At 58.1% G+C, this 24,941-nt stretch carries 21 protein-coding genes; 16 read left to right on the plus strand and 5 right to left on the minus strand.

Translation table 11 applies throughout. From position 1 onward, the window contains the following. The first annotated feature begins 20 nt into the window (after positions 1-20). Complete coding sequence (ompX, locus tag QMM04_RS01780) at positions 21-533, plus strand: outer membrane protein OmpX (RefSeq protein WP_031279869.1); 513 nt, start codon at positions 21-23, stop codon at positions 531-533. Between the two features lie 146 nt (positions 534-679). Here the strand turns inward: ompX and QMM04_RS01785 are convergent, their stop codons facing one another. Next, positions 680-874 carry a hypothetical protein gene (locus QMM04_RS01785; RefSeq protein ID WP_021508417.1) on the minus strand — a complete coding sequence of 65 codons (195 nt, stop codon included), beginning with the start codon at positions 872-874 and terminating at the stop codon, positions 680-682. A gap of 264 nt (positions 875-1,138) precedes the next feature. Between QMM04_RS01785 and mntR the strand changes: the two genes are divergently transcribed. The 8 genes from mntR (at position 1,139) to QMM04_RS01825 (ending at position 11,538) form a co-directional block, all read left to right on the plus strand. Then, entirely contained in the window at positions 1,139-1,597 is a 459-nt protein-coding gene (gene mntR / locus QMM04_RS01790; RefSeq protein WP_021508415.1) for a manganese-binding transcriptional regulator MntR, read from the plus strand. Between the two features lie 21 nt (positions 1,598-1,618). Further along, the gene (locus QMM04_RS01795) at positions 1,619-2,728 is read left to right on the plus strand and encodes an SLC13 family permease (RefSeq protein WP_058769512.1); all 1,110 of its coding nucleotides are present in this window, start codon (positions 1,619-1,621) and stop codon (positions 2,726-2,728) included. 182 nt (positions 2,729-2,910) lie between these two features. Beyond that, entirely contained in the window at positions 2,911-4,038 is a 1,128-nt protein-coding gene (locus QMM04_RS01800) for an HlyD family secretion protein (RefSeq protein WP_021508413.1), read from the plus strand. Next, a complete protein-coding gene (locus QMM04_RS01805) occupies positions 4,035-5,603 on the plus strand; it encodes a DHA2 family efflux MFS transporter permease subunit (RefSeq protein ID WP_058757803.1) in 1,569 nt (522 codons plus the stop codon). Before QMM04_RS01800 ends, QMM04_RS01805 begins: the two co-directional genes overlap by 4 nt. Before the next feature lies 1 nt (position 5,604). Then, positions 5,605-7,134, plus strand: coding sequence for an efflux transporter outer membrane subunit (locus tag QMM04_RS01810; RefSeq protein ID WP_021508411.1), 1,530 nt, complete (start codon positions 5,605-5,607; stop codon positions 7,132-7,134). A 243-nt stretch (positions 7,135-7,377) separates the two neighbouring features. Beyond that, the gene (locus QMM04_RS01815; RefSeq protein WP_058769513.1) at positions 7,378-8,856 is read left to right on the plus strand and encodes a sugar porter family MFS transporter; all 1,479 of its coding nucleotides are present in this window, start codon (positions 7,378-7,380) and stop codon (positions 8,854-8,856) included. Positions 8,857-9,285: 429 nt separating this feature from the next. Further along, a complete protein-coding gene (locus tag QMM04_RS01820; RefSeq protein ID WP_021508409.1) occupies positions 9,286-9,687 on the plus strand; it encodes an H-NS family nucleoid-associated regulatory protein in 402 nt (133 codons plus the stop codon). A gap of 258 nt (positions 9,688-9,945) precedes the next feature. Then, positions 9,946-11,538 (plus strand): ABC-F family ATPase, encoded by a 1,593-nt coding sequence (locus tag QMM04_RS01825; protein WP_031279866.1) that lies wholly within the window; start codon positions 9,946-9,948, stop codon positions 11,536-11,538. Between the two features lie 100 nt (positions 11,539-11,638). Here the strand turns inward: QMM04_RS01825 and moeB are convergent, their stop codons facing one another. Next, complete coding sequence (moeB, locus tag QMM04_RS01830) at positions 11,639-12,400, minus strand: molybdopterin-synthase adenylyltransferase MoeB (RefSeq protein WP_125308428.1); 762 nt, start codon at positions 12,398-12,400, stop codon at positions 11,639-11,641. After that, on the minus strand, positions 12,400-13,635 hold the full coding sequence (gene moeA / locus QMM04_RS01835) for a molybdopterin molybdotransferase MoeA (protein ID WP_276557053.1): 1,236 nt from the start codon (positions 13,633-13,635) through the stop codon (positions 12,400-12,402). The genes moeB and moeA overlap by 1 nt, the downstream gene beginning before the upstream one ends. Positions 13,636-13,862: 227 nt before the next feature. Here moeA and QMM04_RS01840 point away from each other — a divergent pair, with 227 nt between their 5' ends. From QMM04_RS01840 to gsiD, 5 genes are all read left to right on the plus strand, one after another. After that, positions 13,863-14,822: an isoaspartyl peptidase/L-asparaginase gene (locus tag QMM04_RS01840; RefSeq protein WP_125308430.1), complete on the plus strand. Its 960-nt coding sequence runs from the start codon at positions 13,863-13,865 to the stop codon at positions 14,820-14,822. Positions 14,823-14,831: 9 nt separating this feature from the next. Then, a complete protein-coding gene (gene gsiA, locus QMM04_RS01845) occupies positions 14,832-16,688 on the plus strand; it encodes a glutathione ABC transporter ATP-binding protein GsiA (RefSeq protein WP_275025570.1) in 1,857 nt (618 codons plus the stop codon). 64 nt (positions 16,689-16,752) lie between these two features. Then, positions 16,753-18,288, plus strand: a complete 1,536-nt coding sequence (gene gsiB, locus QMM04_RS01850; protein WP_282995527.1) for a glutathione ABC transporter substrate-binding protein GsiB — start codon at positions 16,753-16,755, stop codon at positions 18,286-18,288. A gap of 49 nt (positions 18,289-18,337) precedes the next feature. Beyond that, positions 18,338-19,258: a glutathione ABC transporter permease GsiC gene (gene gsiC / locus QMM04_RS01855; protein WP_021508400.1), complete on the plus strand. Its 921-nt coding sequence runs from the start codon at positions 18,338-18,340 to the stop codon at positions 19,256-19,258. 10 nt (positions 19,259-19,268) lie between these two features. Next, the gene (gene gsiD / locus QMM04_RS01860) at positions 19,269-20,174 is read left to right on the plus strand and encodes a glutathione ABC transporter permease GsiD (protein ID WP_058757796.1); all 906 of its coding nucleotides are present in this window, start codon (positions 19,269-19,271) and stop codon (positions 20,172-20,174) included. 245 nt (positions 20,175-20,419) lie between these two features. Here gsiD and QMM04_RS01865 read toward each other — a convergent pair whose 3' ends face one another. Continuing rightward, positions 20,420-22,087 carry a methyl-accepting chemotaxis protein gene (locus QMM04_RS01865; RefSeq protein ID WP_282995528.1) on the minus strand — a complete coding sequence of 556 codons (1,668 nt, stop codon included), beginning with the start codon at positions 22,085-22,087 and terminating at the stop codon, positions 20,420-20,422. 116 nt (positions 22,088-22,203) lie between these two features. Here QMM04_RS01865 and QMM04_RS01870 point away from each other — a divergent pair, with 116 nt between their 5' ends. After that, positions 22,204-22,653 (plus strand): DUF4385 domain-containing protein, encoded by a 450-nt coding sequence (locus tag QMM04_RS01870; RefSeq protein WP_021508397.1) that lies wholly within the window; start codon positions 22,204-22,206, stop codon positions 22,651-22,653. Here the strand turns inward: QMM04_RS01870 and rimO are convergent. Continuing rightward, complete coding sequence (gene rimO, locus QMM04_RS01875) at positions 22,650-23,975, minus strand: 30S ribosomal protein S12 methylthiotransferase RimO (protein ID WP_104187018.1); 1,326 nt, start codon at positions 23,973-23,975, stop codon at positions 22,650-22,652. The genes QMM04_RS01870 and rimO overlap by 4 nt on opposite strands. Before the next feature lie 307 nt (positions 23,976-24,282). Between rimO and QMM04_RS01880 the strand changes: the two genes are divergently transcribed. Beyond that, entirely contained in the window at positions 24,283-24,918 is a 636-nt protein-coding gene (locus QMM04_RS01880) for a carbonic anhydrase (protein WP_021508393.1), read from the plus strand. Positions 24,919-24,941: the final 23 nt, after the last annotated feature.

Genomic DNA, 24,941 nt, shown 5'->3' on the forward strand with positions numbered 1-24,941 from the left:
TATTCACATTTGAGGTGGTTATGAAAAAAATTGCATGTCTTTCAGCACTGGCTTGTGTACTGGCAGTTTCCGCTGGTTCCGCCATGGCACAGAGCACCGTTTCTGCCGGCTACGCGCAGAGCGACTATCAGGGCGTTGCTAACAAAGCTAACGGCTTCAACCTGAAATACCGCTACGAAGACGGTTCTAACCCACTGGGTTGGATCGGTTCTTTCACCTACACCGAAAAAGATCGCACTGAAGATGGCGTGTACAACAAAGGTCAGTACTACGGCATCACCGGTGGTCCGGCTTACCGTCTGAACGACTGGGCCAGCATCTACGGCGTAGTAGGTATCGGCTACGGCAAATACCAGCAGAACCAGACTGCCGGTCAGTCTAAAACCGACAGCAGCGACGTAGGCTTCTCTTACGGCGCAGGTATGCAGTTCAACCCAATCCAGAACGTTGCTCTGGACGTGGGCTACGAGCAGAGCCGCATCCGTAACGTCGACGTGGGCACCTGGATTGCTGGCGTAGGTTACAGCTTCTAAGTTTTTGCTTAGACCAGAGTTGCACAGAAACGGCCCTTTACGGGCCGTTTTTTTATGCCTGCAAACGCTGCCGTGAAGGGCGTTTTTCGCAGGCAAAATAAAACCCGCTGCAGGCAGCGGGTCAGACTGTGAAGCCCTGAGGAAACTCAGCCGCGCCAGATCAGATTCGGGCAGGGCTGCGCGGCGATTTTTTTGCCGGTCAGTTTCTCAAGCAGCATCAGGCGCAGGGCAAAAGGCGAGCGGCTAAACAGACACAACAGCGACTTCAGCTCAAAAGCCGGTTTGCTTTGTACGGTCTGGAAGCATTTGCCGCAGTCGAGGCAGCTTTTCATCGTGCTCATCTTTACCTCCTGGAAAACGGGTAACTCAACAGTAAGCACAGCCCTGCAATAAACAGCAGGAAAAGGAGCAGCAACAGCCAGGGTTCGTTCATCGTTGCCTCCTTTGTAGGCTATTCGCTTACAACATGTACAAAGATAGCACTGGCTATACTCTTTAGCCAACACTATTCAGGAAAAATTTGTGCTTATTTGTGCCTGGTTTACAATGAGCGCAGCCAGCCCGCACCGCAGGTAAAGTGCGGCAGATAATAAAGAGGAAGCTGAATGAGTCGTCGTGCGAAAAGCGCCACCCACATGCCCCAGGGGCCGCTGAAAGATATTGAGGAGCATGTCGAAGGATTTCGCCAGGTACGCGAAGCGCATCGCCGTGAGCTGATTGATGATTACGTTGAGTTAATCTCTGATTTAATTCGTGAATTTGGCGAGGCGCGCCAGGTTGACATGGCGGCACGCCTGGGCGTTTCGCAGCCGACCGTGGCCAAAATGCTGAAGCGTCTCAGTACCACCGGTCTGGTTGAGCAGGTGCCGTATCGCGGCGTGTTCCTCACCCCGGAAGGCGAGAAGCTGGCTGAAGCCAGCCGCGTGCGCCATCACATCGTTGAAACCTTTCTGCTGGCGCTGGGCGTCAGTCCGGAAACCGCCCGCCGGGATTCCGAAGGGCTCGAGCATCACGTCAGTGATGAAACCCTCGCCGTGTTCCAGAAATTTTACGAGAATCGCTAACCTACAAGGCCTTCTGCCATCATGCCCATCGTGCTTCGTTCCTTAATGCGTGACCGCGTTTTGCATTTACTGTTGCTGCTGGGCGTGATTCTGTTGCCGCTGGCGGATTACCGCTGGCCGCAGCTGCCCGCCGCCGTTGACTGGCATACCATCATGACGCTCACCGGTTTGCTGATGCTGACGAAAGGGCTGGAAAACAGCGGCTATTTTGATGTGCTCGGCGCGCGGCTGGCGCAGGGCTTCCAGCACGAACGCACGCTGGCGCTATTTATGGTGTGTGCGGCGGCGCTGCTCTCGACCTTCCTGACCAATGATGTGGCGCTGTTTATCCTGGTGCCGCTCACGCTGACGCTGCGCAAGTTCTCGCGCCTGCCCATCTCCCGGCTGATCATCTTTGAAGCGCTGGCGGTCAACGCCGGCTCGTTGCTGACGCCGGTCGGCAATCCGCAAAATATCCTGCTGTGGAGCCACGGCACGCTCAGCGTGGCCGGTTTTATCGGTCAGATGGCGCCGCTGGCGGCGATGCTGATGCTGACGCTGGTGGTGCTGACGTGGTTTAGCTTCCCGGCGCGCAGCATTGAGAAGCATGATGCACCGGGCAATCAGCAGTGGCAGAAACCGCTGTTTATCGTCAGCGTGCTGCTGTACGTGGTGTTTATCGTCGCGCTGGAGCTGAAACTCACCGGCTGGGCGCTGCTACTGGTGGCGGGCTGTTTTCTGCTGATGGCGCGTCAGGTGCTGGCGACCATCGACTGGAGCCTGCTGCTGGTGTTCGTGGCGATGTTCATTGATGTCTTTTTACTGATGCACCTGCCCATTTTGCAGCCGCATTTTGCCGCCATCGGTCAGCTGGGCGAGGGCGGTATCTATCTGCTGGCGATTGGCCTGTCACAGGTGATCAGCAACGTGCCGGCCACTATTCTGCTGTTACAAAAAGTCCCGCCTTCCGAAGTGCTGGCCTGGGCGGTGAATATCGGCGGCTTTGGCCTGCTGCCGGGATCGCTGGCCAACCTGATTGCGCTGCGCATGGCACAGGACGCCAAAGTGTGGTGGCGTTTCCATCTGTTTTCCCTGCCGATGCTTGCCTGGTCGATGCTGTGCGGCTGGCTGTTGTTACAGCTGCTGCGTTAACCCTGACCCACCTGTCCGCCTTTGCAAGACGCGCTGATTTATCAGCGCGTTAAGTGATGTGGCAGAAAATGCGTCGGATGTTAGCTTATGTAAAGTTACACTGGCATTTGTCAATTTCCCATCTAAGGTTAAGTTGACCGTTTCGCCCGGGGATCGGGATTACCAGCCAGTGATGACAAATTATGAGTGAAAACCACAATCCGCCATCCGCCGATGAGCAAAAAGACAACAACACGTCAGATTCCAGTCAGGATAACGAGCAATCACCCCGTAAACGCCCCGGCAAAAAGCCGCTGATCATTCTGGCGATTGTGGTGGTGATTATGCTGCTGGTGGGATTCTGGTTCTGGTTTAGCACGCGCAACATTGAAACCACCGACGATGCGTTCACCGAAGGCGATGCCGTGACCATCGCGCCCAAAGCGTCGGGCTACGTGGTGCAGCTGCTGGTAAAAGATAACCAGCGGGTGAAGAAGGGCGATCTGCTGGTGCTGATCGATCCGCGTGACAACGCCGCACAGCGCGATCAGGCCAAAGCACAGCTCGGTCTGGCGCAGGCGCAGCTGCATCAGGCGCAGGCGCAGCTGGCGCTGGCACGGGTGCAATATCCGGCGCAGCGCGATCAGGCGCTGGCCGACCAGGCGCGGGCGCAGGCCAATTTACTCAATGCGCAGGCGGATTACCGTCGTCAGCGCGGTGTTGACCCGCGCGCAACCTCGCAGCGCAATATCGATACCGCCGCTGCGCAGTTACGCTCGGCTGAAGCGCAGCTGCAGAGCGCCAAAGCGCAGGTCGAAGTGGCCTCGCAGGTGCAGTTGCAGATTCGCCAGCAGGAAACCAATGTTGAAGCGCGGCAGCAGCAGGTCGAGCAAGCCCGGGCTCAGCTCAACACTGCCGAGCTTAACCTCTCTTACACCGAAGTCCGCGCGCCGTATGACGGTTTCGTCACCAAACGCAACGTGCAGCCCGGTACGCTGGTGCAGGCCGGCAGCGCGCTGTTTTCGCTGGTATCGCCGGATATCTGGATCACCGCCAACTTCAAAGAGTCGCAGCTGGCACGCATGAATCCGGGCGATAAAGTGGAGATTGGCGTTGATGCCTGGCCGGACATGAAGCTGGAAGGGCACGTCGACAGCGTGCAGATGGGCTCCGGCTCGCGCTTCTCTACCTTCCCGGCCGAGAATGCCACCGGTAACTACGTGAAGATTGTGCAACGCGTGCCGGTAAAAATTGTGATTGATAAAGGGCTCGACCCAAATCATCCGCTGCCGCTTGGCCTGTCGGTTGAACCGAAGGTGACGGTGGAATGAGTGCGAGCGAAAGCTGGCGTCCGGCCAGCAATCCCTGGCTGGTTGCCATCACGGTAACTCTGGCGGTGTTCATGGAAATTCTGGACACCACCATCGTTAACGTCGCGCTGCCGCACATCGCCGGGTCGCTGTCATCCAGCTACGATGAATCCACCTGGGTACTGACCTCCTATCTGGTCGCCAATGGCATTGTGCTGCCGATCTCGGCCTTTTTCAGCCGCCTGTTTGGGCGCAAGCAGTTCTTCCTGATCTGCATCGTGATGTTTACCATCTGCTCCTTCCTGTGCGGCATTGCCACCGAGCTGTGGCAAATCATTCTGTTCCGCGTACTGCAGGGCTTCTTCGGCGGCGGGCTGCAACCGGTGCAGCAGTCGGTGCTGCTGGATTACTTCAAGCCGGAAGATCGCGGCAAGGCTTTTGGCCTGTCATCGATTGCCATTATCGTCGCGCCGGTCATTGGCCCGACGCTCGGTGGCTGGATCACCGACAACTACAGCTGGCGCTGGGTGTTCTTTATTAATATTCCGGTGGGGATCCTCACGGTGCTGGCGATCTATCAGTTGCTGGAAGATCCGCCGTGGGAGCGCAAGTGGGCGAAGGGCCGGCTGAAAATCGACTATATCGGTATCAGCCTGATTACCCTGGGTCTCGGCTGTTTGCAGGTATTTCTCGATCGCGGTGAAGACGAAGACTGGTTCGCTTCACACTTCATTCGCCTGTTTGCCATGCTGGCGGCCGTCGGCATCGTCGGTGCGGTTTACTGGCTGCTGTATGCACGCAAGCCGGTGGTGGATATCACGGTGATGAAGGATCGTAACTTCTGGGTGGCCGGTCTGCTGATGGCGGGCATGGCGATGATTCTTTATGGCAGCTCGGTAGTGTTACCGCAGCTGGCGCAGCAGGATCTCGGTTATACCGCCACCTGGTCCGGGCTGGTGCTGTCGCCCGGCGCGGTCCTGATCGTGCTCACCATCCCGCTGGTGCTGAAGCTGATGCCGATTGTGCAGACACGCTACATCATCGCCTTTGGCTTTACCTGTCTGGCGCTGGCCTTCTTCTATTCCAGCACCCTGACGCCCAACGTGGATTTCACCACGCTGGTGCTGATGCGCAGCGCGCAGTCGATTGGCCTCGGCTTCCTGTTTGTGCCGCTCACCACCATTGCCTTTATCACCGTGCCGCAGCGCCTGAATGCGGATGCCTCCGCGCTGTTCACCATGTTTCGTAACGTGGCCGGTTCGATCGGCATCTCGCTGGCCACTGCCGGCATCACCGAACGTGAACAGGTGCGATCGGCCCACATGGTGCACAACATGTCGCCGCTCAATGAGCAGTTCAACCTCACGCTGCAGCACTGGGCGCAGGCGATTCGTGACTTTACCAGTGCGGTGGGCGATCCGCTGACGCTGGCCAGCGGTCAGCTCTATCAGGAGATGATTGCCCAGGCGCGTATTCTGGCTTACATCGACGTGTTCATGGGCCTGAGCATTGTCGCCGTGCTATTGATTCCTTTTTGTTGGTTGCTTTCGCCGATCAAGAGCGAAGGCAGTGCAGGAGCACATTAACATGATCACCTCTTCGCGCGTTACGCCGTCGCTGACGCTGCTGGCGCTGTCCATGCTGCTGGCGGGTTGTGCCGTCGGGCCCGATTATCAGCCGCCGCAGGCGCACACGCCCGGTAGCTACCGTGATTTGCCCTCTCAGGAAGCCTCAAAACCGCTGGCGTCCGCGACCAATCCTTCGTGGTGGAAAAGCTTTAACGACCCTCAGCTCGATAGCCTGATTGAGCGCGCCATCGCCGGCAACCTGACGCTGCAACAGTCGGTGCTGCGCATCGCCGGTGCGCGCGAACAGCTGGCGCAGGCACGTGGCGGGCTGTTCCCGTCGCTTAACGGCTCCGCCAAAGTGACGCGTCAGCAGCTCGGCCTGAAAGGCATGCTGAAATCCAACGGGGTGTACGATCAGGTGGATGATGACGTGGCAGATCAGCTCAACGGTCTGACCCATTCGGTCACGCTGTATCAGGGCAGCTTTGACGCCAGCTGGGAACTGGATTTATGGGGCAAAGTACGACGCCAGATGGAGATGGCGGACGCGCAGCAGCAGGCGGCGATTGAGCAGCGTAACGATGCGCTGGTGTCGCTGGAAGCCGAGGTCGCGCGCGCGTATCTGCAGCTGCGCGGCGCGCAGGCGGTGCTGGCAACGCTGCAACAGCAAATCAACGTGGCGCAGCAAACCTGGGAGCTGACGCAGAGCCAGCAGCGTAACGGTCTGGCGCCGCTCACCGATGTTGAGAATGCCCGTGCGCAGCTGGCCTCCCTTAACGCGCAGCTGCCGCAGTATCAGGCCCAGGAGCGTCAGGCGATGAACGGCCTGGCAGTGCTGCTGGGCAAAACGCCGGGCGCACTGGATAACGAACTGATGAGCAGCAAAGCGCTGCCGGCGTTGCCGAAGCTGGTGGCGGTGGGCATTCCATCGACGCTGGCGCGTCGTCGTCCGGATATCCGCCAGGCTGAAGCGAATCTGCATGCACAGACCGCCAATATCGGCGTATCGGTCGCGAACCTGTTCCCCAGCCTGTCGCTCACCGGGCAGCTGGGGGTGCGCAACACCGATGCCAGCTACCTTGACGACTGGAGCAGCCACTTCTTCAGCGTCGGCCCGGCGCTGTCGATCCCGATTTTTCAGGGCGGACGTCTGGTTTCCAGTGTGAAACTGGCGCGCGCGCAGCAGGCGAGCGCGGCGCTCGATTATCGCCAGACGGTATTGACGGCGCTGCAGGATGTGGAAAATGCGCTGGTCAGCTACCGCGCCGATCAGCAGCAGGTCACCGCGCTGGATGAGACCACCGGTGCACTGCAGCGCGCCTTTGACCTCGCCAGTGACAGTTACAAACAGGGCATCTCCACCTTCCTTGAGGTGCTGGATGCCCAGCGCCAGCTGGCGCAGTCGCAGGCGCAATCCACCCAGGCGCGCATGCAAAGCGCACTGGACCTGGTAGCGCTGTATAAAGCGCTGGGCGGCGGCTGGGAGCCGTATCAGCAGGTGACGCTGCCGGACTATGACGTCTTTGGTCCGGCCACCGCAGTCAATTAATCTGCCATCGCTGACCGCATTCACGGCGTGCGGTCAGCGCCTTCCGTGAAATAAATATTCTCCCTTCTGTTTGTTGTGCAAAATTTGCACTGCATTTTCTGTGTACTGAATCAGGTTGTGTGATCATTATCTCAATTAAAGGCAAAGGTAATGACCCGTGGCGCAAAATTTAAATTTCATATTTATTTATTGTGGTGGGAATAATCTATTTTAAGGCTTCTTATCTCAGGAAAGGAGTTGGTTATGTCCCGCGAAACCTGGATGACGCCCAATCCGGCATCAGGGCCAAACAGCAGCACGCGCACCGAGCCTTTTGTGAAGGTCATTGCGCTGATTGCCACCCTCGGTGGTTTGCTGTTTGGCTACGATACCGGCGTGATCTCCGGCGCACTGTTATTCATGGGCGACGATCTGCATCTCACCCCATTTACCACCGGGCTGGTGACCAGCAGTCTGCTGTTCGGCGCGGCGTTTGGCGCACTGGCTTCCGGTCACTTTGCCGCCGCGGTCGGGCGGAGAAAAATTATTCTGGTACTGGCGATTATTTTTGCACTCGGCGCGCTGGGTACCGCACTGGCACCTGATGTCAGCTGGATGATTTTCTTCCGCCTGGTCCTTGGCGTGGCCGTGGGCGGTGCGTCCGCCACCGTACCGGTGTATATCGCCGAAATGGCACCGGCCAACAAACGGGGTCAGCTGGTGACCATGCAGGAGCTGATGATCGTTTCCGGCCAGATGCTGGCCTATATGTCGAACGCCGGCTTCAACGCGGCCTGGGGGGGCGACACGACCTGGCGCTGGATGCTGGCGGTCGCCACGCTGCCGGCGGTGCTGCTGTGGTTCGGGATGATGTTTATGCCGGACACGCCGCGCTGGTATGCCATGAAAGGCCGTCTCGCTGAGGCGCGCAAGGTTCTGGAACGCACCCGCGCGCGCGAAGATGTTGAGTGGGAGATGATGGAGATCGAAGAGACGCTGTCGGACGAGCAACAGCAGCGTCCGCGTCTGCGGGAACTGCGCCAGCCATGGCTGATCAAACTGTTCCTGATCGGTATCGGTATTGCCGCCATCCAGCAACTGACCGGCGTGAATACCATCATGTACTACGCGCCGACCATGCTGAAAGCGGTGGGGATGAGCAATGACGCTGCGCTGTTTGCCACCATTGCCAATGGCGCGGTCTCGGTATTAATGACCTTTGTGGGGATCTGGCTGCTGGGGCGCATCGGTCGCCGCACCATGACGATGATAGGTCAGTTTGGTTGTACCGCCTGTCTGGTGTTTATTGGCACCGTCAGTTACCTGATGCCGGAAACAGTTAACGGTCAGCCGGATATCTTGCGCAGTTATATGGTGCTGCTGGGTATGCTGATGTTTCTGAGTTTCCAGCAGGGCGCGTTATCGCCGGTTACCTGGCTGCTGCTGTCAGAAATTTTTCCCACACGGTTACGCGGTATTTTTATGGGCGGCGCGGTATTTGCGTTGTGGATCGCTAATTTTCTTATTTCTCTGCTGTTCCCGGTGCTGCTGGCGTCGGTTGGCTTATCCGGCGCGTTCTTTATTTTCGCGCTGATTGGCATAGGCGGCGCGATTTTTGTTATTCGCTGGGTACCGGAAACACGCCATCGTTCGCTGGAGCAGATTGAACATTATTTGCACGACCGGCTGTCTGATGCGCCGGCACCCCAGGTATTGCGACCGGCAGTGAAGAAAAGCGGATAACCACAGACATACGATTTTTGCATGATGGCCGGTGAACAACCGGCCTTTTTTTATTTATTTAATGGCAAAATGAGATATTGCTCGCATCTGTGACGCTAAAGCCATCCGCGTTAAAAACGGATTTTACTTACACTATTAATGTTTTTTTACCTTTATGCTGACTTCTGCCTCAGCGCACAATAAGCGCTAAACGCTTGTTTCCTACGCGTGAATAAGCAATGAAATCGATTCCAGTTCCAGCCGGTGGTACTGAACCGCTGATGTTAATTCACCGTTAATTCACGCCGCACATTGGGTTTAAACGCGCCTGCCAGGAATATGCTAATCCATTCGGATTAATCCGGTCTGCAAAATTAATTTATTTTTTTATTTGAATTGGGTAATCTTGCCACTACAGTTTATTTAACCCCCTTAAGCAAGGACATTGTGATGAGTGACGCATTTAAAGTTCTGAACAACATTCGCACATTACGTGCACAGGCTCGTGAACTGCCACTGAGCGATCTGGAAGAAATTCTGGAAAAATTAACCGTCGTGGTGACTGAGCGCCGCGACGAAGTTGAAGCGGAAGAAGCGCAGAACCGCGAAAAAGAAGAGAAGCTGTCTAAATATCGTGAAATGCTGCTGGCAGACGGTATCGACCCGAACGAATTACTGGGTGCACTGGAAACCGGTAAAAAACGCGCCAAGCGTGCGCCGCGTCCGGCGAAATATTCTTACACCGACGAAAACGGTGAAGAGAAATCATGGACCGGTCAGGGCCGTACCCCAGCTGCGATTAAAAAAGCGCTGGATGCAGGTAAAAGCCTCGACAGCTTCCTGATCAAATAATCTGCACAATCCTTGTAAGCGGGAGCCGGAGGCGTCAGCGTCTCCGGCTTTTTTATTGGCCTCGCTCCGGGCACGGGCGGCGGTTCACTTCCCGCGCCGTGGATAACCTGTCCGGCACGGTCGCAATTATTTTACCTCTGGCAACAAGGTGTTCTCCGCCTTGCCTCTGCGTATCCGGGTGCAGAGGTGGCTCATCCAGGCCGCTTCTGGCATAATGCCCGCTGTTTTTTCCTCCACTGCGTAACAAAGGTCAATGCCGTGTTAGTTTCCAGCAATATCACTATGCAGTTCGGCAGTAAGCCGCTGTTTGAGAATATCTCCGTTAAATTTGGCGGCGGTAATCGTTACGGTTTAATCGGTGCGAACGGCAGCGGTAAATCGACCTTCATGAAAATACTGGGCGGCGACCTGGTTCCGACTAACGGAAATGTTTCCCTCGACCCTAATGAGCGCATCGGTAAGCTTCGCCAGGATCAGTTTGCTTTCGAGCAATATAGCGTGCTGGATACCGTGATTATGGGGCACCAGGAATTGTGGGCGGTGAAGCAGGAGCGCGATCGCATATATGCATTGCCGGAAATGAGCGAAGAGGAAGGCTATAAAGTCGCCGACCTTGAGGTCGCCTACGGTGAAATGGACGGTTACAGTGCCGAATCACGCGCCGGAGAATTATTACTCGGCGTGGGCATTCCGGTGGAGCAGCATTACGGTCCGATGAGTGAAATTGCCCCAGGCTGGAAATTGCGTGTGCTGCTGGCGCAGGCATTATTTGCTAACCCGGATATTTTGTTACTCGACGAACCGACCAACAACCTGGATATTGACACCATTCGCTGGCTGGAGCAGGTGCTTAACGAACGTGACAGTACCATGATCATCATTTCGCATGACCGTCACTTCCTGAATATGGTGTGTACGCACATGGCGGATCTGGATTACGGTGAGCTGCGCGTTTATCCCGGCAATTATGACGAATATATGACGGCGGCGACCCAGGCGCGCGAGCGTTTATTAGCGGATAACGCCAAGAAGAAAGCGCAAATTGCCGATCTGCAATCCTTCGTTAGTCGCTTTAGCGCCAACGCCTCAAAATCGCGTCAGGCCACCTCGCGCGCGAAGCAGATTGATAAAATCAAACTGGATGAGGTAAAAGCCTCCAGCCGTCAGAACCCGTATATTCGTTTCGAGCAGGATAAAAAGCTGTTCCGTAATGCGCTGGAAGTGGAAGCACTGACCAAAGGATTTGATAACGGTCCGCTGTTTAAAAATCTTAACCTGCTGCTGGAAGTGGGTGAGAAACTGGCTATCCTCGGCGCCAACGGTATTGGTAAATCCACGCTGCTGAAAACGCTGGTCGGCGAACTGCAGCCGGATAGCGGCACGGTGAAATGGTCGGAGAATGCGCGCATTGGTTACTACGCCCAGGATCACGCCGAAGATTTTGCTGACGACCTGAGCGTGTTCGACTGGATGAGCCAGTGGAAGCAGGAAGGCGACGACGAGCAGGCGGTGCGCAGTATTCTTGGTCGTCTGCTGTTCAGCCACGACGACATTAAGAAGCCAGCGAAAGTGCTGTCCGGTGGTGAGAAGGGCCGCATGCTGTTTGGCAAGCTGATGATGCAGAAGCCAAACATCCTGGTGATGGACGAACCGACCAACCACCTGGATATGGAGTCGATCGAGTCACTGAACATGGCGCTGGAGATGTACGAAGGCACGCTGATTTTCGTCTCGCACGACCGTGAGTTCGTCAGCTCGCTGGCGACGCGCGTGATCGAGATGAAAGGCGATCGCATCGTTGACTTCACCGGCAACTACGAAGATTACCTGCGCAGCCAGGGCATCGTCTAATGGCGTAGCCGTTTAGCAGCCGCCATCATCAGCGGCGCAATTTATCGCCTGATAATTTGCGCCGCTCAGCAATACCTGACGCTTATGTCACGCCCCGGCGTTATTCCTCACGCTTGCCACACACTTCACATTGCGCATCCTGCGCCACTTTCAGGCTGCGAAACTCGGCGCTCATCGCATCGTACATCAGCAGTCGCGTGCTGGCCGGCTGGCCAAAGGCGCTCAGCACCTTCAGCGTTTCCATCGCCTGCATCGCACCCACCACGCCGACCAGCGGAGCCATCACGCCGGCTTCGACACAGCTCAGCGTCTGCTCGCCGAACAGGCGGCTGATGCAGCGATAGCAGGGCTCGCCGGGCTGCCAGGTAAATACGCTGAGCTGGCCTTCCATACGAATGGCGGCGCCGGAGATCAGCGGCACCCGATGCTGAAAACATCCGCGGTTCACCTGTTCGCGCGTGGTGACATTGTCGCTGCAGTCCAGCACCGCATCGTGACGCGCAATCAGTTCGCCGAGCGCGGCTTCATCCAGCTGCGCATCGATCGCCTCCAGCGTGCAGTGCGGATTGAGCGCCGCCAGCTGCTGACGGGCCGAGGCGACTTTTGCCATGCCGATGCGCTCATCGCTGTGCAGAATCTGGCGTTGCAGATTACTCAGGCTGACGCGATCGAAATCCAGCAGCGTCAGATGACCGACGCCGGCGGCGGCAAGATAGGGCGCGGCGGCACAGCCCAGTCCGCCCAGGCCAACGATAAGCACCCGTGAGGCTTTTAGCCGTTCCTGGCCGTCGAAATCGAAGCCGCGCAGCACAATCTGCCGGTTGTAGCGCAGCATCTCTTCATCGCTCAGCTCTGTGTGCATTAGCCCTCCAGCAGGCTGTTGAAGGCCTCGACATCAACCCATTCGCCTGGCTCAACGTCACCGCGATCGCGCTCCAGCACAATAAAGCAGTCGGCCAGCGCAAAGGAACTGAACACGTGCGAGCCCTGCGCACCGGTGCTGCGCACTTCCAGTACGCCATCATCGCCGCGACTGAGGATGCCGCGCTGAAAATCGAGTCGGCCCGGCGCTTTCTTCAGACGCTGCGTTGCGCGCGCGCGCTGGCGCAGCGGCATGATGCGCGTGGTCTGGCCGGTCAGCGTGGCCAGCAGCGGCTGCACCAGCTGATAGAAGGTCACGGCCGCCGACACCGGATTGCCAGGCAACCCGCAGAACCAGCTGTTGGCCAGACGGCCAAAGGCAAACGGCTTGCCGGGTTTGATCGCCAGTTTCCAGAAGGTAATCGCGCCCAGCTCTTCGAGCATCGCTTTGGTGAAATCCGCCTCGCCCACTGAAACGCCGCCGGTGCTGATCACCACATCGGCCTGGCGATCGGCTTCGCTGAAGGCCTGGCGCAGCTTCGCGGGATCATCAGCGATCACGCCAAGGTCGATCACCTCGCAGCCAAGTTTGCGCAGCATCAGCGCCACGGTGAAGCGGTTGGTGTCATAAATCTGGCCCTCAGCCAGCGGCTGGCCGACCGCCTGCAGTTCGTCACCGGTGGAGAAAATGGCCACGCGCAGCTTACGCAGCACGCTGACCTCCGCAATACCCAGCGACGCCAGCAGCGGCAGCTCGGCGGCACCGAGCCGCACGCCGGCATCCAGTACCTGCTTACCGGCCTGAATATCTTCCCCGATGCGGCGAATATTTTGCCCGGCACGCACTGGCGCGGTGATAACAATGCCGCCGTCACGCGGTTCGGTTTGCTCCTGCATCACCACGGCGTCGCAGCCGGCGGGGACTGGTGCGCCAGTCATGATGCGAATCACGCTGCCGGCTGGCCACTCGCCATCAAACGAGGCGCCGGCAAACGCTTTGCCCGCTACCGGCAGCACGCGGTCAGCGGACAGGTCGCTCAGGCGCAGCGCGTAGCCGTCCATCGCGGAGTTATCGAACGGCGGCACGTCCAGCGGCGAAATCACCGGCTTCGCGGTAATGCGCCCGGCGGCATCGGCCAGCGCGACACTCAGGCAATCGCTAATCGGTTGCAGCTGCTGCAGCATTTTCTGCTGCGCGTCTTCAAGGGAAATCAGTCCGGCGGTAAAAGGTTCCATGTCCATCTCTGTCGGGTTAAAGGCGAATGCTGCCTATTATGGTGGCATTTGTCCGCTGAGTCACATGCGACAAAAAAGCATAATCCACATTAAAAGGTTATGACCGCTGATACACTTTCTGCTTTACAAGCAGGGAGGGGCTTTCTATAGTCGAAAATTGCCAAAAAAAGATGAAAACCATTCTAAATCAGTGTTTTTGGCTCTGATTCCTTGACAGGGTAACGGTTATGGCTAAAGCAGTTATCGCAATTCACGGCGGCGCCGGCGCGATTACGCGTGCGGCAATGAGCGCCGAAAAAGAGCAGCACTATCGTCAGCAACTGGCCGCGATTGTCAGCGCCGGCCAGCAGATTCTGGCCAGCGGCGGTAGCGCGCTGGATGCCGTGACCGAAGCGGTGCGGCTGCTGGAAGAGTGTCCGCTGTTCAATGCCGGCAGAGGGGCCGTGTTCACCCATCAGGGCACCCATGAACTGGATGCCAGCCTGATGGATGGCCGTACGCTGGATATCGGCGCCGTCGCTGGCGTCAGCCGGATCCGCAATCCGATTCTTGCCGCGCGTAAAGTGCTGGAAGCCAGTCCGCACGTGCTCTTCATTGGCAGTGGGGCGGAAGCCTTTGCCGCGCAACAGGGGCTGACGCCGGTCGAGCCTGATTTCTTCTCGACGCCAGAACGCTGGGAGCAACTGCAGCGCGCGCTGGGCAGCGAACAAATGCTGCTGGATCATGATGGCGCGGTGCAGGGGAGCGATCCGCTGGACCCGGATCGCAAATTTGGTACCGTGGGCGCGGTGGCGCTCGATTTGCAGGGTAATCTGGCGGCTGCCACCTCCACCGGCGGCATGACCAACAAGCAGGCGGGCCGCGTCGGCGATTCACCGCTGGCGGGCGCCGGCTGCTATGCCAACAACGCCACCGTGGCGGTCTCCTGTACCGGTACCGGCGAAGTGTTTATTCGTACGCTGGCGGCTTACGATGTCTCAGCGCAGATGGAATATGGCGGTCGTTCGCTACAACAGGCCACCGCCAGCGTGATTCATGACAAAGTGCAGGAGCTGGAGGGTAGCGGCGGGCTGATTGCCGTTGATGCCCACGGCAACGTGGCGCTGCCGTTTAACAGCGAAGGCATGTACCGCGGATTCGCTTATGTGGGCGGCGAGGTTGAGGTGGCGATTTACCGCGACAGCTAAGGAGCAGGCATGACGGATCTACAGCAGCAGTTTGCGCCGCAGCAGGTGCTGGCGGTACGCGATCTCTGCGTGCGCTTTGAGCATGAAGGGCGCGTGACGGACGCCGTGCGGCAGCTTTCACTCGATCTGCATCGCGGAGAAACGCTGGCGCTGGTGGGCGAATCGGGCTCGGGTAAATCGGTGACGTCGCTGGCGCTGATGCGTCTGATTGCACAGGCCGGCGGCGCGGTCAGCGGTGAAATTCTGCTGCGGCGGCGCAACGGCGAGGTGCTGGATGTGATGCGGGCGTCCGCCAGCCAGATGCGCCGGGTGCGCGGTGCGGACATGGCGATGATCTTTCAGGAGCCGATGACGTCGCTCAACCCGGTGTTCACCGTCGGTGAACAGATCGCCGAATCTATTCGTTTGCATCAGGGTAAAAGTCACCAGCAGGCGCAGGCCGAAGCGCGACGCATGCTGGATCTGGTGCGCATTCCGGAAGCGCACAATGTGCTGTCGCGCTATCCGCATCAGCTCTCCGGCGGTATGCGCCAGCGCGTGATGATCGCCATGGCGCTGTCGTGCAAGCCGGCGCTGCTGATTGCCGATGAGCCGACCACCGCGCTGGACGTCACCATCCAGGCGCAGATTCTGCAGCTGATTCGTGTGCTGCAAAAAGAGATGCAGATGGGCGTCATCTTTATTACCCATGATATGGGCGTGGTGGCGGAGATGGCCGATCGCGTGCAGGTGATGTATCGCGGCGATGTGGTTGAGCGCGCGCCGGTGCAGCAGTTGTTCGACGCGCCGCAGCAGCCGTATACCCGCGCGCTGCTGGCGGCCGTGCCAAAGCTCGGGGCGATGAGCGGCCAGCCGCTGCCGGCGAAGTTTCCGCTGCTGCATACCAACGGCCGCGAAGAGGCCAGCACGCCGCAGGATACCGTGCGTCACGATCGTCCGCCGATTTTACAGGTGCGCGATCTGGTGACGCGCTTTGATATTCGTGGCGGGCTGCTCAATCGGGTGAAGCGCCGCGTCCACGCGGTGGAAAAAGTCAGTTTCGATCTTTATGCAGGCGAAACCCTCGCGCTGGTGGGCGAGTCCGGCTGCGGCAAATCCACCACCGGACGCTCGCTGCTGCGGCTGGTCGCCAGCCAGGGCGGCAGCATCACCTTTGACGGCCAGCGCATTGATGCACTGCAGGGCAGGGCGCTGGCCACGCTGCGCCGCGATATTCAGTTTATCTTTCAGGATCCGTATGCGTCGCTCGATCCGCGCCTTACCGTCGGCTTTTCAATTATGGAGCCGCTGCTGGTGCATCGCAGCATGGGGCGCACGCAGGCAGAGAAACGCGTCGCCTGGCTGCTGGAACGCGTCGGTCTGCTACCCGAACACGCGCAGCGCTACCCGCACGAGTTTTCTGGCGGTCAGCGCCAGCGTATCTGCATCGCACGCGCGCTGGCGCTCAATCCTAAAGTAGTGATCGCCGACGAGTCCGTCTCCGCGCTGGATGTGTCGATTCAGGCGCAGATCATCAATCTGATGCTGGATTTACAGCGTGAATTTGGCATCGCCTTCCTGTTTATTTCCCACGACATGGCGGTGGTGGAGCGCATCAGCCATCGCGTGGCGGTGATGTATCTCGGACAGATTGTGGAGATGGGGCCGCGTCAGGCGGTATTCGAACAGCCGCGCCATCCTTATACCAAAAAACTGATGGCCGCGGTGCCGGTGGCCGATCCGGCGCATCGGCACCGCGAGCGGGCGCTGATGGTCGATGAGATCCCCAGCCCGATTCGCCCGCTGGGTGATGAGCCGGAAGTGGCACCGTTACTGGAAGTGGCGCCGGGCCATTTTGTCGCCCGCCATGCCATTAGCGGCGCCTGAGCAGCAACCAACCGCGCCCTCTGTGCAGGGCGCGCAAGACAGGGACTACAGGAGAACGATAACGATGCACCATATCATGCGAAAAGGGGTCATCACTGCCGGGTTGTTGAGTTCGGCGCTGGCGCTGCCCGCCTGGGCGGCCAAAGATGCGGTGATTGCCGTGGCGTCGACCTTCACCACGCTGGATCCGTACGACGCCAACGACACGCTGTCGCAGGCGGTGGCCAAGTCTTTCTATCAGGGGCTGTTCGGCTTCGATAAAGACATGAAGCTGGTCAACGTGCTGGCCGAAAGCTATCAGGCCAGCAGCGATGGGCTGACTTACACCATCAAACTGCGTCCGGGCGTGAAATTCCAGGATGGCACGGATTTCAATGCCGAAGCGGTGAAGGTCAACCTCGACCGCGCCAGCAATCCGGACAACCATCTCAAGCGCTATAACCTGTTTAAATATATCGCCACCACCGAAGTGGTCGATCCGTCCACGGTGAAAATTACCCTGAAGCAGCCGTTCTCAGCGTTTATCAACAATCTGGCGCATCCGGCTGCGGTGATGATTTCGCCAACCGCGCTGAAAAAATATGGCAAGGACATCGGTTTCCATCCGGTAGGTACCGGACCTTATACCTTTGACACCTGGAACCAGACCGACTTTATCAAAGTGAAAAAGTGGTCGGGCTACTGGAAACCAGGCTATCCGAAACTCGACAGCATTACCTGGCGTCCGGTGGTGGATAACAACACCCGCGCGGCGATGCTGCAAACCGGCGAGGCCAGCTTTGCCTTCCCGGTGCCGTTAGAGCAGGCCAAACTGTTGCAGGGCAATAGCAAGCTGGATGTGGTGACCACACCATCGATCATGCAGCGTTACATCAGCCTCAACGTGACACAAAAGCCGTTCGATAACCCGAAAGTGCGCGAAGCGCTGGAGTACGCCATCAATCGCCAGGCGCTGGCGAAAGTGGCCTTTGCCGGTTACGCCACGCCAGCCACCGGCATCGTGCCGCCGCGCATTGATTTTGCCCAGAGCTATCCGGCCATCAAATACGATCCGGCCAAAGCGCGCGAGTTGCTGAAGGAAGCGGGCTACCCGAACGGTTTCGAAACCACGCTGTGGTCATCGCATAACCACAGCACCGCGCAGAAAGTGCTGCAGTTTACCCAGCAGCAACTGGCGCAGGTAGGCGTGAAGGTAAAAGTCACGGCGATGGATGCCGGCCAGCGCGCGGCGGAAGTAGAGAGTAAAGGGCAGAAAGAGAGCGGGGTGCGCATGTTTTACACCGGCTGGTCAGCCTCCACCGGCGAAGCCGACTGGGCGCTGACGCCGCTGTTCGCTACCAGCTCGTGGCCACCGGCGATCTTCAACACCGCGTTCTACAGCAACCCGCAGGTGGATAAAGACCTGGCGGATGCGCTGAAGACCACCGATCGCGACCAGAAAGCCAGACTGTATAAAGATGCGCAGGACCGCATCTGGAACGATCACCCGTGGATTCCGCTGGTGGTGGAGCAGCTGCTGTCTGCGAACAATAAAAACCTGACCGGTTTTTACGTCATGCCCGATACCTCATTCAATTTTGATGAGGCGGATCTGAAGTAACAGACGCGGCCAGCCTTACGGGGCTGGCCGATGCTGCGCGGGATTTCGCATGCTCAACTATTTTCTTAAACGCCTGCTCGGGCTGATTCCCACGCTGCTGATTGTCGCAGTGCTGGTATTCCTGTTTGTGCATCTTCTGCCGGGCGATCCGGCGCGCCTGATTGCCGGACCGGAAGCGGATGCCTCAGTGGTGGCGCTGGTGCGTCAGGAGCTGGGGCTCGATCAGCCGCTGATTCAGCAATTCTGGCACTTTATCCTCAATGCTTTGCAGGGTGATTTTGGTCAGTCGATGGTGTCAAAGCGGCCGGTCTCTGCCGAAATTGCCGCGCGCTTTTTTCCTACTCTGTGGCTGACGCTGAGCAGCATGGTGTGGGCGGTGGTGTTTGGCATGGCGATCGGCATCGTTTCGGCGGTATGGCGCAATCGCTGGCCGGACCGCATCGGCATGACGCTGGCGGTTTCCGGCATCTCCTTTCCGGCGTTTGCGCTGGGCATGCTGCTGATGCAGGTCTTTTCGGTCGAGCTCGGCTGGTTGCCAACGGTGGGCGCCGACAGCTGGCAGCACTACATTCTGCCGTCAATTACGCTCGGTGCCGCCGTGGCCGCGGTGATGGCGCGCTTTACCCGCGCTTCGTTCGTTGAGGTGATGCAGGAAGATTATATGCGCACCGCGCGTGCCAAAGGGGTGCGCGAATCGCTGGTGGTGGTCAAACACGGGCTGCGCAATGCCATGATTCCGGTGGTCACCATGATGGGGCTGCAGTTCGGCTTTCTGCTCGGCGGCTCGATTGTGGTGGAAGTGGTGTTTAACTGGCCCGGACTGGGTCGTCTGCTGGTGGATTCGGTGGAGATGCGCGATTACCCGGTGATTCAGGCCGAGGTGCTGCTGTTCTCGCTGGAGTTCATTCTGATTAACCTGATCGTCGATATGCTTTACGCGGCGATCAACCCGGCTATTCGCTACAGGTAAGGAGTCGCAATTGAAGAACTGGCGACGCGAGGCGGCACTGAAATCCCTGCCGCTGATGACGGAAAACCGGGTTCGCACGCCGTGGCGTGAATTCTGGCGGCGCTTTCGCCGTCAGCATGTGGCGCTGCTGGCGGGCGCATTTGTGCTGCTGCTGATTGTGGTGGCGTTTATCGCCCCGTGGATCGCCCCGTTTGATGCCGAAAACTATTTTGACTACGACCGGCTCAACGAAGGGCCGTCGTGGATGCATCTGTTTGGCGTCGATTCCCTTGGACGCGATATCTTCAGCAGGGTGCTGGTCGGGACGCGCATTTCGCTGATCGCTGGCTTCTTCTCGGTGGCGATTGGCACGGTGATCGGCACCGTGCTGGGGTTGCTGGCGGGCTATTACGAAGGCTGGTGGGATCGCATCACCATGCGCATCTGCGATGTGTTGTTTGCGTTTCCCGGCATCCTGCTGGCGATCGCGGTGGTGGCGATCATGGGCAGCGGCATGAGCAACGTCATTGTGGCAGTGGCGATTTTCAGTATTCCGGCATTTGCCCGTCTGGTGCGTGGCAATACGCTGGTGCTGAAACATCAGACCTATATCGAGTCGGCGCGCAGTATTGGTGCCTCCGACTGGACCATTATCATGCGTCACATTTTGCCCGGTACGGTGTCGTCGATTGTGGTCTATTTCACCATGCGTATCGGCACCTCGATCATCACCGCTGCCAGCCTGTCCTTTCTCGGCCTGGGCGCGCAGCCGCCGACGCCGGAGTGGGGCGCGATGCTCAACGAAGCGCGCGCCGATATGGTGATTGCACCGCACGTGGCGATCTTCCCCAGCCTGGCGATTTTTCTCACCGTGCTGGCGTTCAATCTGCTGGGCGACGGCCTGCGCGATGCGCTGGACCCGAAACTGAAGAGCTGATTTTCGAGCTGGCAGGCATGAACCGGAGCCACGGTGCCGCTATTCAGGGGAAATATTTGTCAGTGCAGTATTTGGGTCACCATGAATGGCGACCCTACAAGGTCATTGCGCAACATATTGTCGGCTGCACATTGAGATATGAGGGCATTGCGCGTTTTTTACCGCTCGCACATTAATGTCCAGCGGCATTGCTTGTTGTAGGGTGCGCATTCATGCGCACCGGTATCCTTTTACGCCTCAGCGCATCAAAACGTTTCCCAGTTGTCGTTACCGTGGCTCACCGCCGCGGGCAGGGCGCGGGTCGGGGCGGGCAGCACCGGTTTCACCACCCGCTCGGTTACCGCAGCGGCCGGGCGTGCGCCGGTGTTGAAACGCGCCACCGCCGATGACAATCGGCTGGCCTGCTGCTCCAGCGATGCCGAGGCGCTGGCCGATTCCTGCACCAGCGTGGCGTTTTGCTGCGTCACGCGATCCATCTCATTCACCGCCTGGCCAATCTGGTCAATACCGCGGCTCTGCTCATCGGAGGCCGAGGCAATCTCGCCCATGATATCGGTGACGCGCGTCACCGCGCTGACAATCTCCTGCATGGTATCGCCAGCGCTGCTGACCTGCTGCGAACCGAGATCCACGCGCTGCACGGAGTTTTCAATCAGCAGTTTGATCTCTTTCGCCGCCTGCGCGCTGCGCTGGGCCAGGTTGCGCACTTCGCCCGCCACCACCGCAAAACCGCGCCCCTGCTCACCGGCACGCGCCGCTTCTACCGCGGCGTTAAGCGCCAGAATGTTGGTCTGGAAAGCGATACCGTCGATGACGCTGGTAATGTCGGCGATTTTTTTCGAGCTGTCCGCAATGTCACGCATGGTTTTCACCACGCCTTCCACCACGCTACCGCCTTTATCGGCGGTGTCCGACGCGGTTTTCGCCAGCTGCGTGGCCTGACGCGCGTTGTCAGCATTCTGCTTCACGGTCGCGGTCAGCTGTTCCATGCTGGCGGCGGTCTCTTCCAGTGAGGCAGCCTGCTGTTCGGTGCGCGCCGAGAGATCGTTATTACCGTTGGCGATGGCACTGGCGCTGCCAAAAATGGCATCCGCGCTGTCGCGCACGTTATTAATGGTACCAAGCAGCGCCTGCTGCATATGATTCAGGCTGGCGGCAATGGCCGCCATTTCACTGCGGCCTGCCACCTGCAGGCCGGCTGACAAATCGCCTTCGGCAAAGCGCTCGATCTGCTGCTGCACCTGCTGCATCGGTGCCAGCAGCACGCGGCGTACCAGCGTCCATACCGCCGCCACCATCAGCACCACCACCAGCGCGATGACGGCAATCATGATCAGCACCTGCTGATAGTTGCTGTCATTTTGCAGGCTGCGCTGATTAATCAGCTGCATGTTTTCATCGCGCCACTGCTGATAAGCCTGTTCCAGTTCATCCTGCGCCTGCTGCGCATCGAGGTTGCCGTAGGCCGCGTAGTTATTGGCTTTCAGAAACACGGCGGACTGCTGCAGCAGCGCGGCAAACGCTTTGAATTTATTGTCGATCAGATCGGCGGTCGACGCACTCTGGCCGTCGATGCGCGGATAGCTTCTATACTGATTGAAGTGCTGCTGCGCCGCTTCCAGCGAGGCACCGGCTGCCAGCAGCAGCTTGTTGATCGCCGTCAGCGACTGCTCGTCAGTCTGATTTTTCAGAATACGGATCGCCACGCGGTTGATGGTGACGCGGGTTTTCACCAGCGTTTGCCAGCCGTCGCCCAGCTCGCGCTGCTGATGAGACAACTGATTGCTGGCGGTGAAATTATGTTGTCCCGCGCGCAGCGAGGAGAAAAAGAGCGAGCCGGATATGGCCTGCATGGCTGTGAATACCACCAGAATAACCACAATGGCGGTCACAATTTTCATCTTGTTGAACATGTGAGCATCTCTTAGCAAATGAGCCGGTAGTTATGTTATCGGTGGAAAAAAGCATCACTAAAGTGCGGCAGCGAAATAATTCACCGCAGTAATGGTTACGGACAGGAGGCCAGGGGATGAAACCCTTCAATTACCAGCAGGATTTTAAACAGCTCGACTTCCGTCAGCATCCGGAGCTGTATCAGGTCGGGCGCGGCGAGCAGGGGGTGCTGATGGTGGAACCTTATAAGAGCGAAATTCTGCCGCACTGGCGCTTTCGCACCGTCGAGCTGGCGCAGCAGTCATCAGAAAAAATCATGCAGCTGTTCGAGGCGTATCGCGCGCAGGATGATTTTGTCGGTATGGATATGGCGCGCAAATTTATTCAGATGGGTTACACCCGCGCGCGCCGCTACAGCAATCATCAGGGCGGACGGAAATACGGTGCCGACGGCAAAGAGCTGCCGCGTACGGTAGAAAAAGAAAAGGCCGCTGCGGCGGCCGTGTTCAAAGCGTGCTGGGACCGGCTGCGCGCCGATAACGATTATCTGGCGCGCAAAAAAGCGCACCAGCAAAAGTACGGTTAAACGCGCGAGCCCCACAGGTCGTATTCGTCGGCGTGTTCGACTTTGACCCGCACCACCTCGCCGACCTTCACCTGGCGATCGCCATTCAGGTACACCGCACCGTCGATTTCCGGGGCGTCGGCCATGCTACGGCCGACCGCGCCTTCTTCATCCACTTCATCGATGATCACCAGAATCTCGCGACCGATTTTCTCCTGCAGACGCTCTGCGGAGATCTGCTGCTGCAGCTGCATGAAGCGGTCAAAACGCGCCTGCTTGACGTCGTCCGGGACCTGATCCGGCAGCTGGTTAGCCGTGGCGCCTTCAACCGGGCTGTACTGGAAGCAGCCAACGCGATCGAGGCGCGCTTCACGCAGGAAGTCGAGCAGCATCTGGAAATCTTCTTCGGTTTCGCCCGGGAAACCCACGATGAAGGTGGAACGCAGCGTCAGCTCCGGACAGATTTCACGCCAGCGTTTGATGCGCTCCAGCGTGCGCTCAACCGCGCCCGGACGCTTCATCAGCTTCAGGATGCGCGGGCTGGCGTGCTGCAGTGGAATATCGAGGTAAGGCAGGATTTTGCCTTCGGCCATCAGCGGGATCACATCATCCACGTGCGGATACGGATAAACGTAGTGCAGACGCACCCAGACGCCGAGTTTTGCCAGCTGCTCACACAGGCTGACCATGCTGGTTTTCACCGGCGAACCGTTCCAGAAACCGGTGCGGTGTTTAACATCGACGCCGTACGCGGAGGTGTCCTGCGAGATCACCAGCAGCTCTTTTACGCCGGCTTCCACCAGACGTTTAGCTTCATCAAGTACCGCGCCAATCGGACGGCTGTCCAGATCGCCACGCATTGACGGAATGATGCAGAAAGTGCAGCGATGGTTACAGCCTTCGGAAATTTTCAGGTAAGCGTAGTGGCGCGGCGTCAGCTTCACGCCCTGTTCCGGCACCAGGCTGAGGAACGGGTTGTGCTCGGGTTTTGGCACGTAAGTGTGCACGTGCGACAGGACCTGCTCGTAGCTGTGCGGGCCGGTGATCTCCAGTACTTTCGGATGCACTTCGCGAATCTGATCCACTTTGGCGCCGAGGCAGCCGGTGACGATCACTTTGCCGTTCTCGTTCAGCGCTTCACCAATCGCTTCCAGTGATTCCTGTACGGCACTGTCAATAAATCCACAGGTGTTAACGATGACGATCTCCGCATCATCGTAGCGTGGCACCACGTCGTAGCCTTCTGTCCGCAGCTCCGTCAGGATGCGTTCAGAGTCGACGAGGTTTTTTGGGCAGCCGAGAGAGACGAAGCCTACACGCGGCGGATTTTTGACATGGCTCATAAGGATAAAAATTCATCATAATTAAGGTGGACAGGAGCGCGATTGTACAGAGGTTGACGGGGAAAATGTATAGGCTGCGTGAGAATCTGATTGGCGGCAAAAATTGATGTTAACGCTATGCTTGCTGAGGGTAACCCACGTTCAATAGTCACTGGGTTGCGGACATCCGGGTTGTGCAAGCGGGTCGATTTTGCTTAAATATCGGGTTAGTAATTGTAAGTTATTATCGACATTACAGAATTTTAAAGCGCGCCAGCGGTGAGTTTCTCTCTGCCGGGGCTGAAGTGGATAATGTGAGAGCAGACAAATGCAAGAGATCGTCAAAGGTTTTCTGAATTTTCAACAGAATGTGTTTCCTGAAAGGAAGGATCTTTTCAAGAGTCTGGCGTCCAACCAGAATCCTAAAGCTTTATTCATCTCCTGTTCGGATAGCCGTCTGGTGCCAGAGCTGGTGACACAGTCGGAGCCGGGCCAGCTGTTTGTGATCCGTAACGCCGGTAACATCGTCCCGCCGTTTGGTCCGGAGCCGGGTGGCGTGTCAGCAACCATCGAGTATGCGGTGGTCGCGCTGGGCGTAACCGAAATTATCATTTGTGGTCACTCCAACTGCGGTGCGATGAACGCGATTGCGTCCAACGCCGATCTCGAGAGCATGCCGGCGGTTGATCACTGGCTGCACTACGCCAATGCGGCAAAAGCGGTGGTGGAAGAGCGCAACTACGAATCGGTTGAGAAACGCCTCAACGAAATGGTGAAAGAGAACGTGATTGCTCAGCTCAACAATATCAAAACGCATCCTTCCGTTTCGGTCGCGCTGCGCAAAGGCAAGCTGCGCCTGCACGGCTGGGTTTATGATATTGAAAGCGGCGGCATTATTGCCCTGACCAAAGGCGGTGAATCCTTCATTTCACTGTCGGAAAACCCGGAAACCTGCTTCGAATAATCCTGCCTGCTATCCGCCCGGCT

This window comes from Pantoea sp. Pa-EAmG (assembly GCF_030024295.1).
Classification (GTDB): domain Bacteria; phylum Pseudomonadota; class Gammaproteobacteria; order Enterobacterales; family Enterobacteriaceae; genus Pantoea; species Pantoea dispersa.

What these genes read in the sequence shown, in the direction of transcription:
- ompX (WP_031279869.1), top strand. Translation starts at nt 21, where the DNA reads ATGAAAAAAATTGCATGTCTTTCAGCACTGGCTTGTGTACTGGCAGTT.
- QMM04_RS01785 (WP_021508417.1), bottom strand. Translation starts at nt 874, where the DNA reads ATGAGCACGATGAAAAGCTGCCTCGACTGCGGCAAATGCTTCCAGACC.
- mntR (WP_021508415.1), top strand. Translation starts at nt 1,139, where the DNA reads ATGAGTCGTCGTGCGAAAAGCGCCACCCACATGCCCCAGGGGCCGCTG.
- QMM04_RS01795 (WP_058769512.1), top strand. Translation starts at nt 1,619, where the DNA reads ATGCCCATCGTGCTTCGTTCCTTAATGCGTGACCGCGTTTTGCATTTA.
- QMM04_RS01800 (WP_021508413.1), top strand. Translation starts at nt 2,911, where the DNA reads ATGAGTGAAAACCACAATCCGCCATCCGCCGATGAGCAAAAAGACAAC.
- QMM04_RS01805 (WP_058757803.1), top strand. Translation starts at nt 4,035, where the DNA reads ATGAGTGCGAGCGAAAGCTGGCGTCCGGCCAGCAATCCCTGGCTGGTT.
- QMM04_RS01810 (WP_021508411.1), top strand. Translation starts at nt 5,605, where the DNA reads ATGATCACCTCTTCGCGCGTTACGCCGTCGCTGACGCTGCTGGCGCTG.
- QMM04_RS01815 (WP_058769513.1), top strand. Translation starts at nt 7,378, where the DNA reads ATGTCCCGCGAAACCTGGATGACGCCCAATCCGGCATCAGGGCCAAAC.
- QMM04_RS01820 (WP_021508409.1), top strand. Translation starts at nt 9,286, where the DNA reads ATGAGTGACGCATTTAAAGTTCTGAACAACATTCGCACATTACGTGCA.
- moeB (WP_125308428.1), bottom strand. Translation starts at nt 12,400, where the DNA reads ATGCACACAGAGCTGAGCGATGAAGAGATGCTGCGCTACAACCGGCAG.
- moeA (WP_276557053.1), bottom strand. Translation starts at nt 13,635, where the DNA reads ATGGAACCTTTTACCGCCGGACTGATTTCCCTTGAAGACGCGCAGCAG.
- QMM04_RS01840 (WP_125308430.1), top strand. Translation starts at nt 13,863, where the DNA reads ATGGCTAAAGCAGTTATCGCAATTCACGGCGGCGCCGGCGCGATTACG.
- gsiA (WP_275025570.1), top strand. Translation starts at nt 14,832, where the DNA reads ATGACGGATCTACAGCAGCAGTTTGCGCCGCAGCAGGTGCTGGCGGTA.
- gsiB (WP_282995527.1), top strand. Translation starts at nt 16,753, where the DNA reads ATGCACCATATCATGCGAAAAGGGGTCATCACTGCCGGGTTGTTGAGT.
- gsiC (WP_021508400.1), top strand. Translation starts at nt 18,338, where the DNA reads ATGCTCAACTATTTTCTTAAACGCCTGCTCGGGCTGATTCCCACGCTG.
- QMM04_RS01865 (WP_282995528.1), bottom strand. Translation starts at nt 22,087, where the DNA reads ATGTTCAACAAGATGAAAATTGTGACCGCCATTGTGGTTATTCTGGTG.
- QMM04_RS01870 (WP_021508397.1), top strand. Translation starts at nt 22,204, where the DNA reads ATGAAACCCTTCAATTACCAGCAGGATTTTAAACAGCTCGACTTCCGT.
- rimO (WP_104187018.1), bottom strand. Translation starts at nt 23,975, where the DNA reads ATGAGCCATGTCAAAAATCCGCCGCGTGTAGGCTTCGTCTCTCTCGGC.
- QMM04_RS01880 (WP_021508393.1), top strand. Translation starts at nt 24,283, where the DNA reads ATGCAAGAGATCGTCAAAGGTTTTCTGAATTTTCAACAGAATGTGTTT.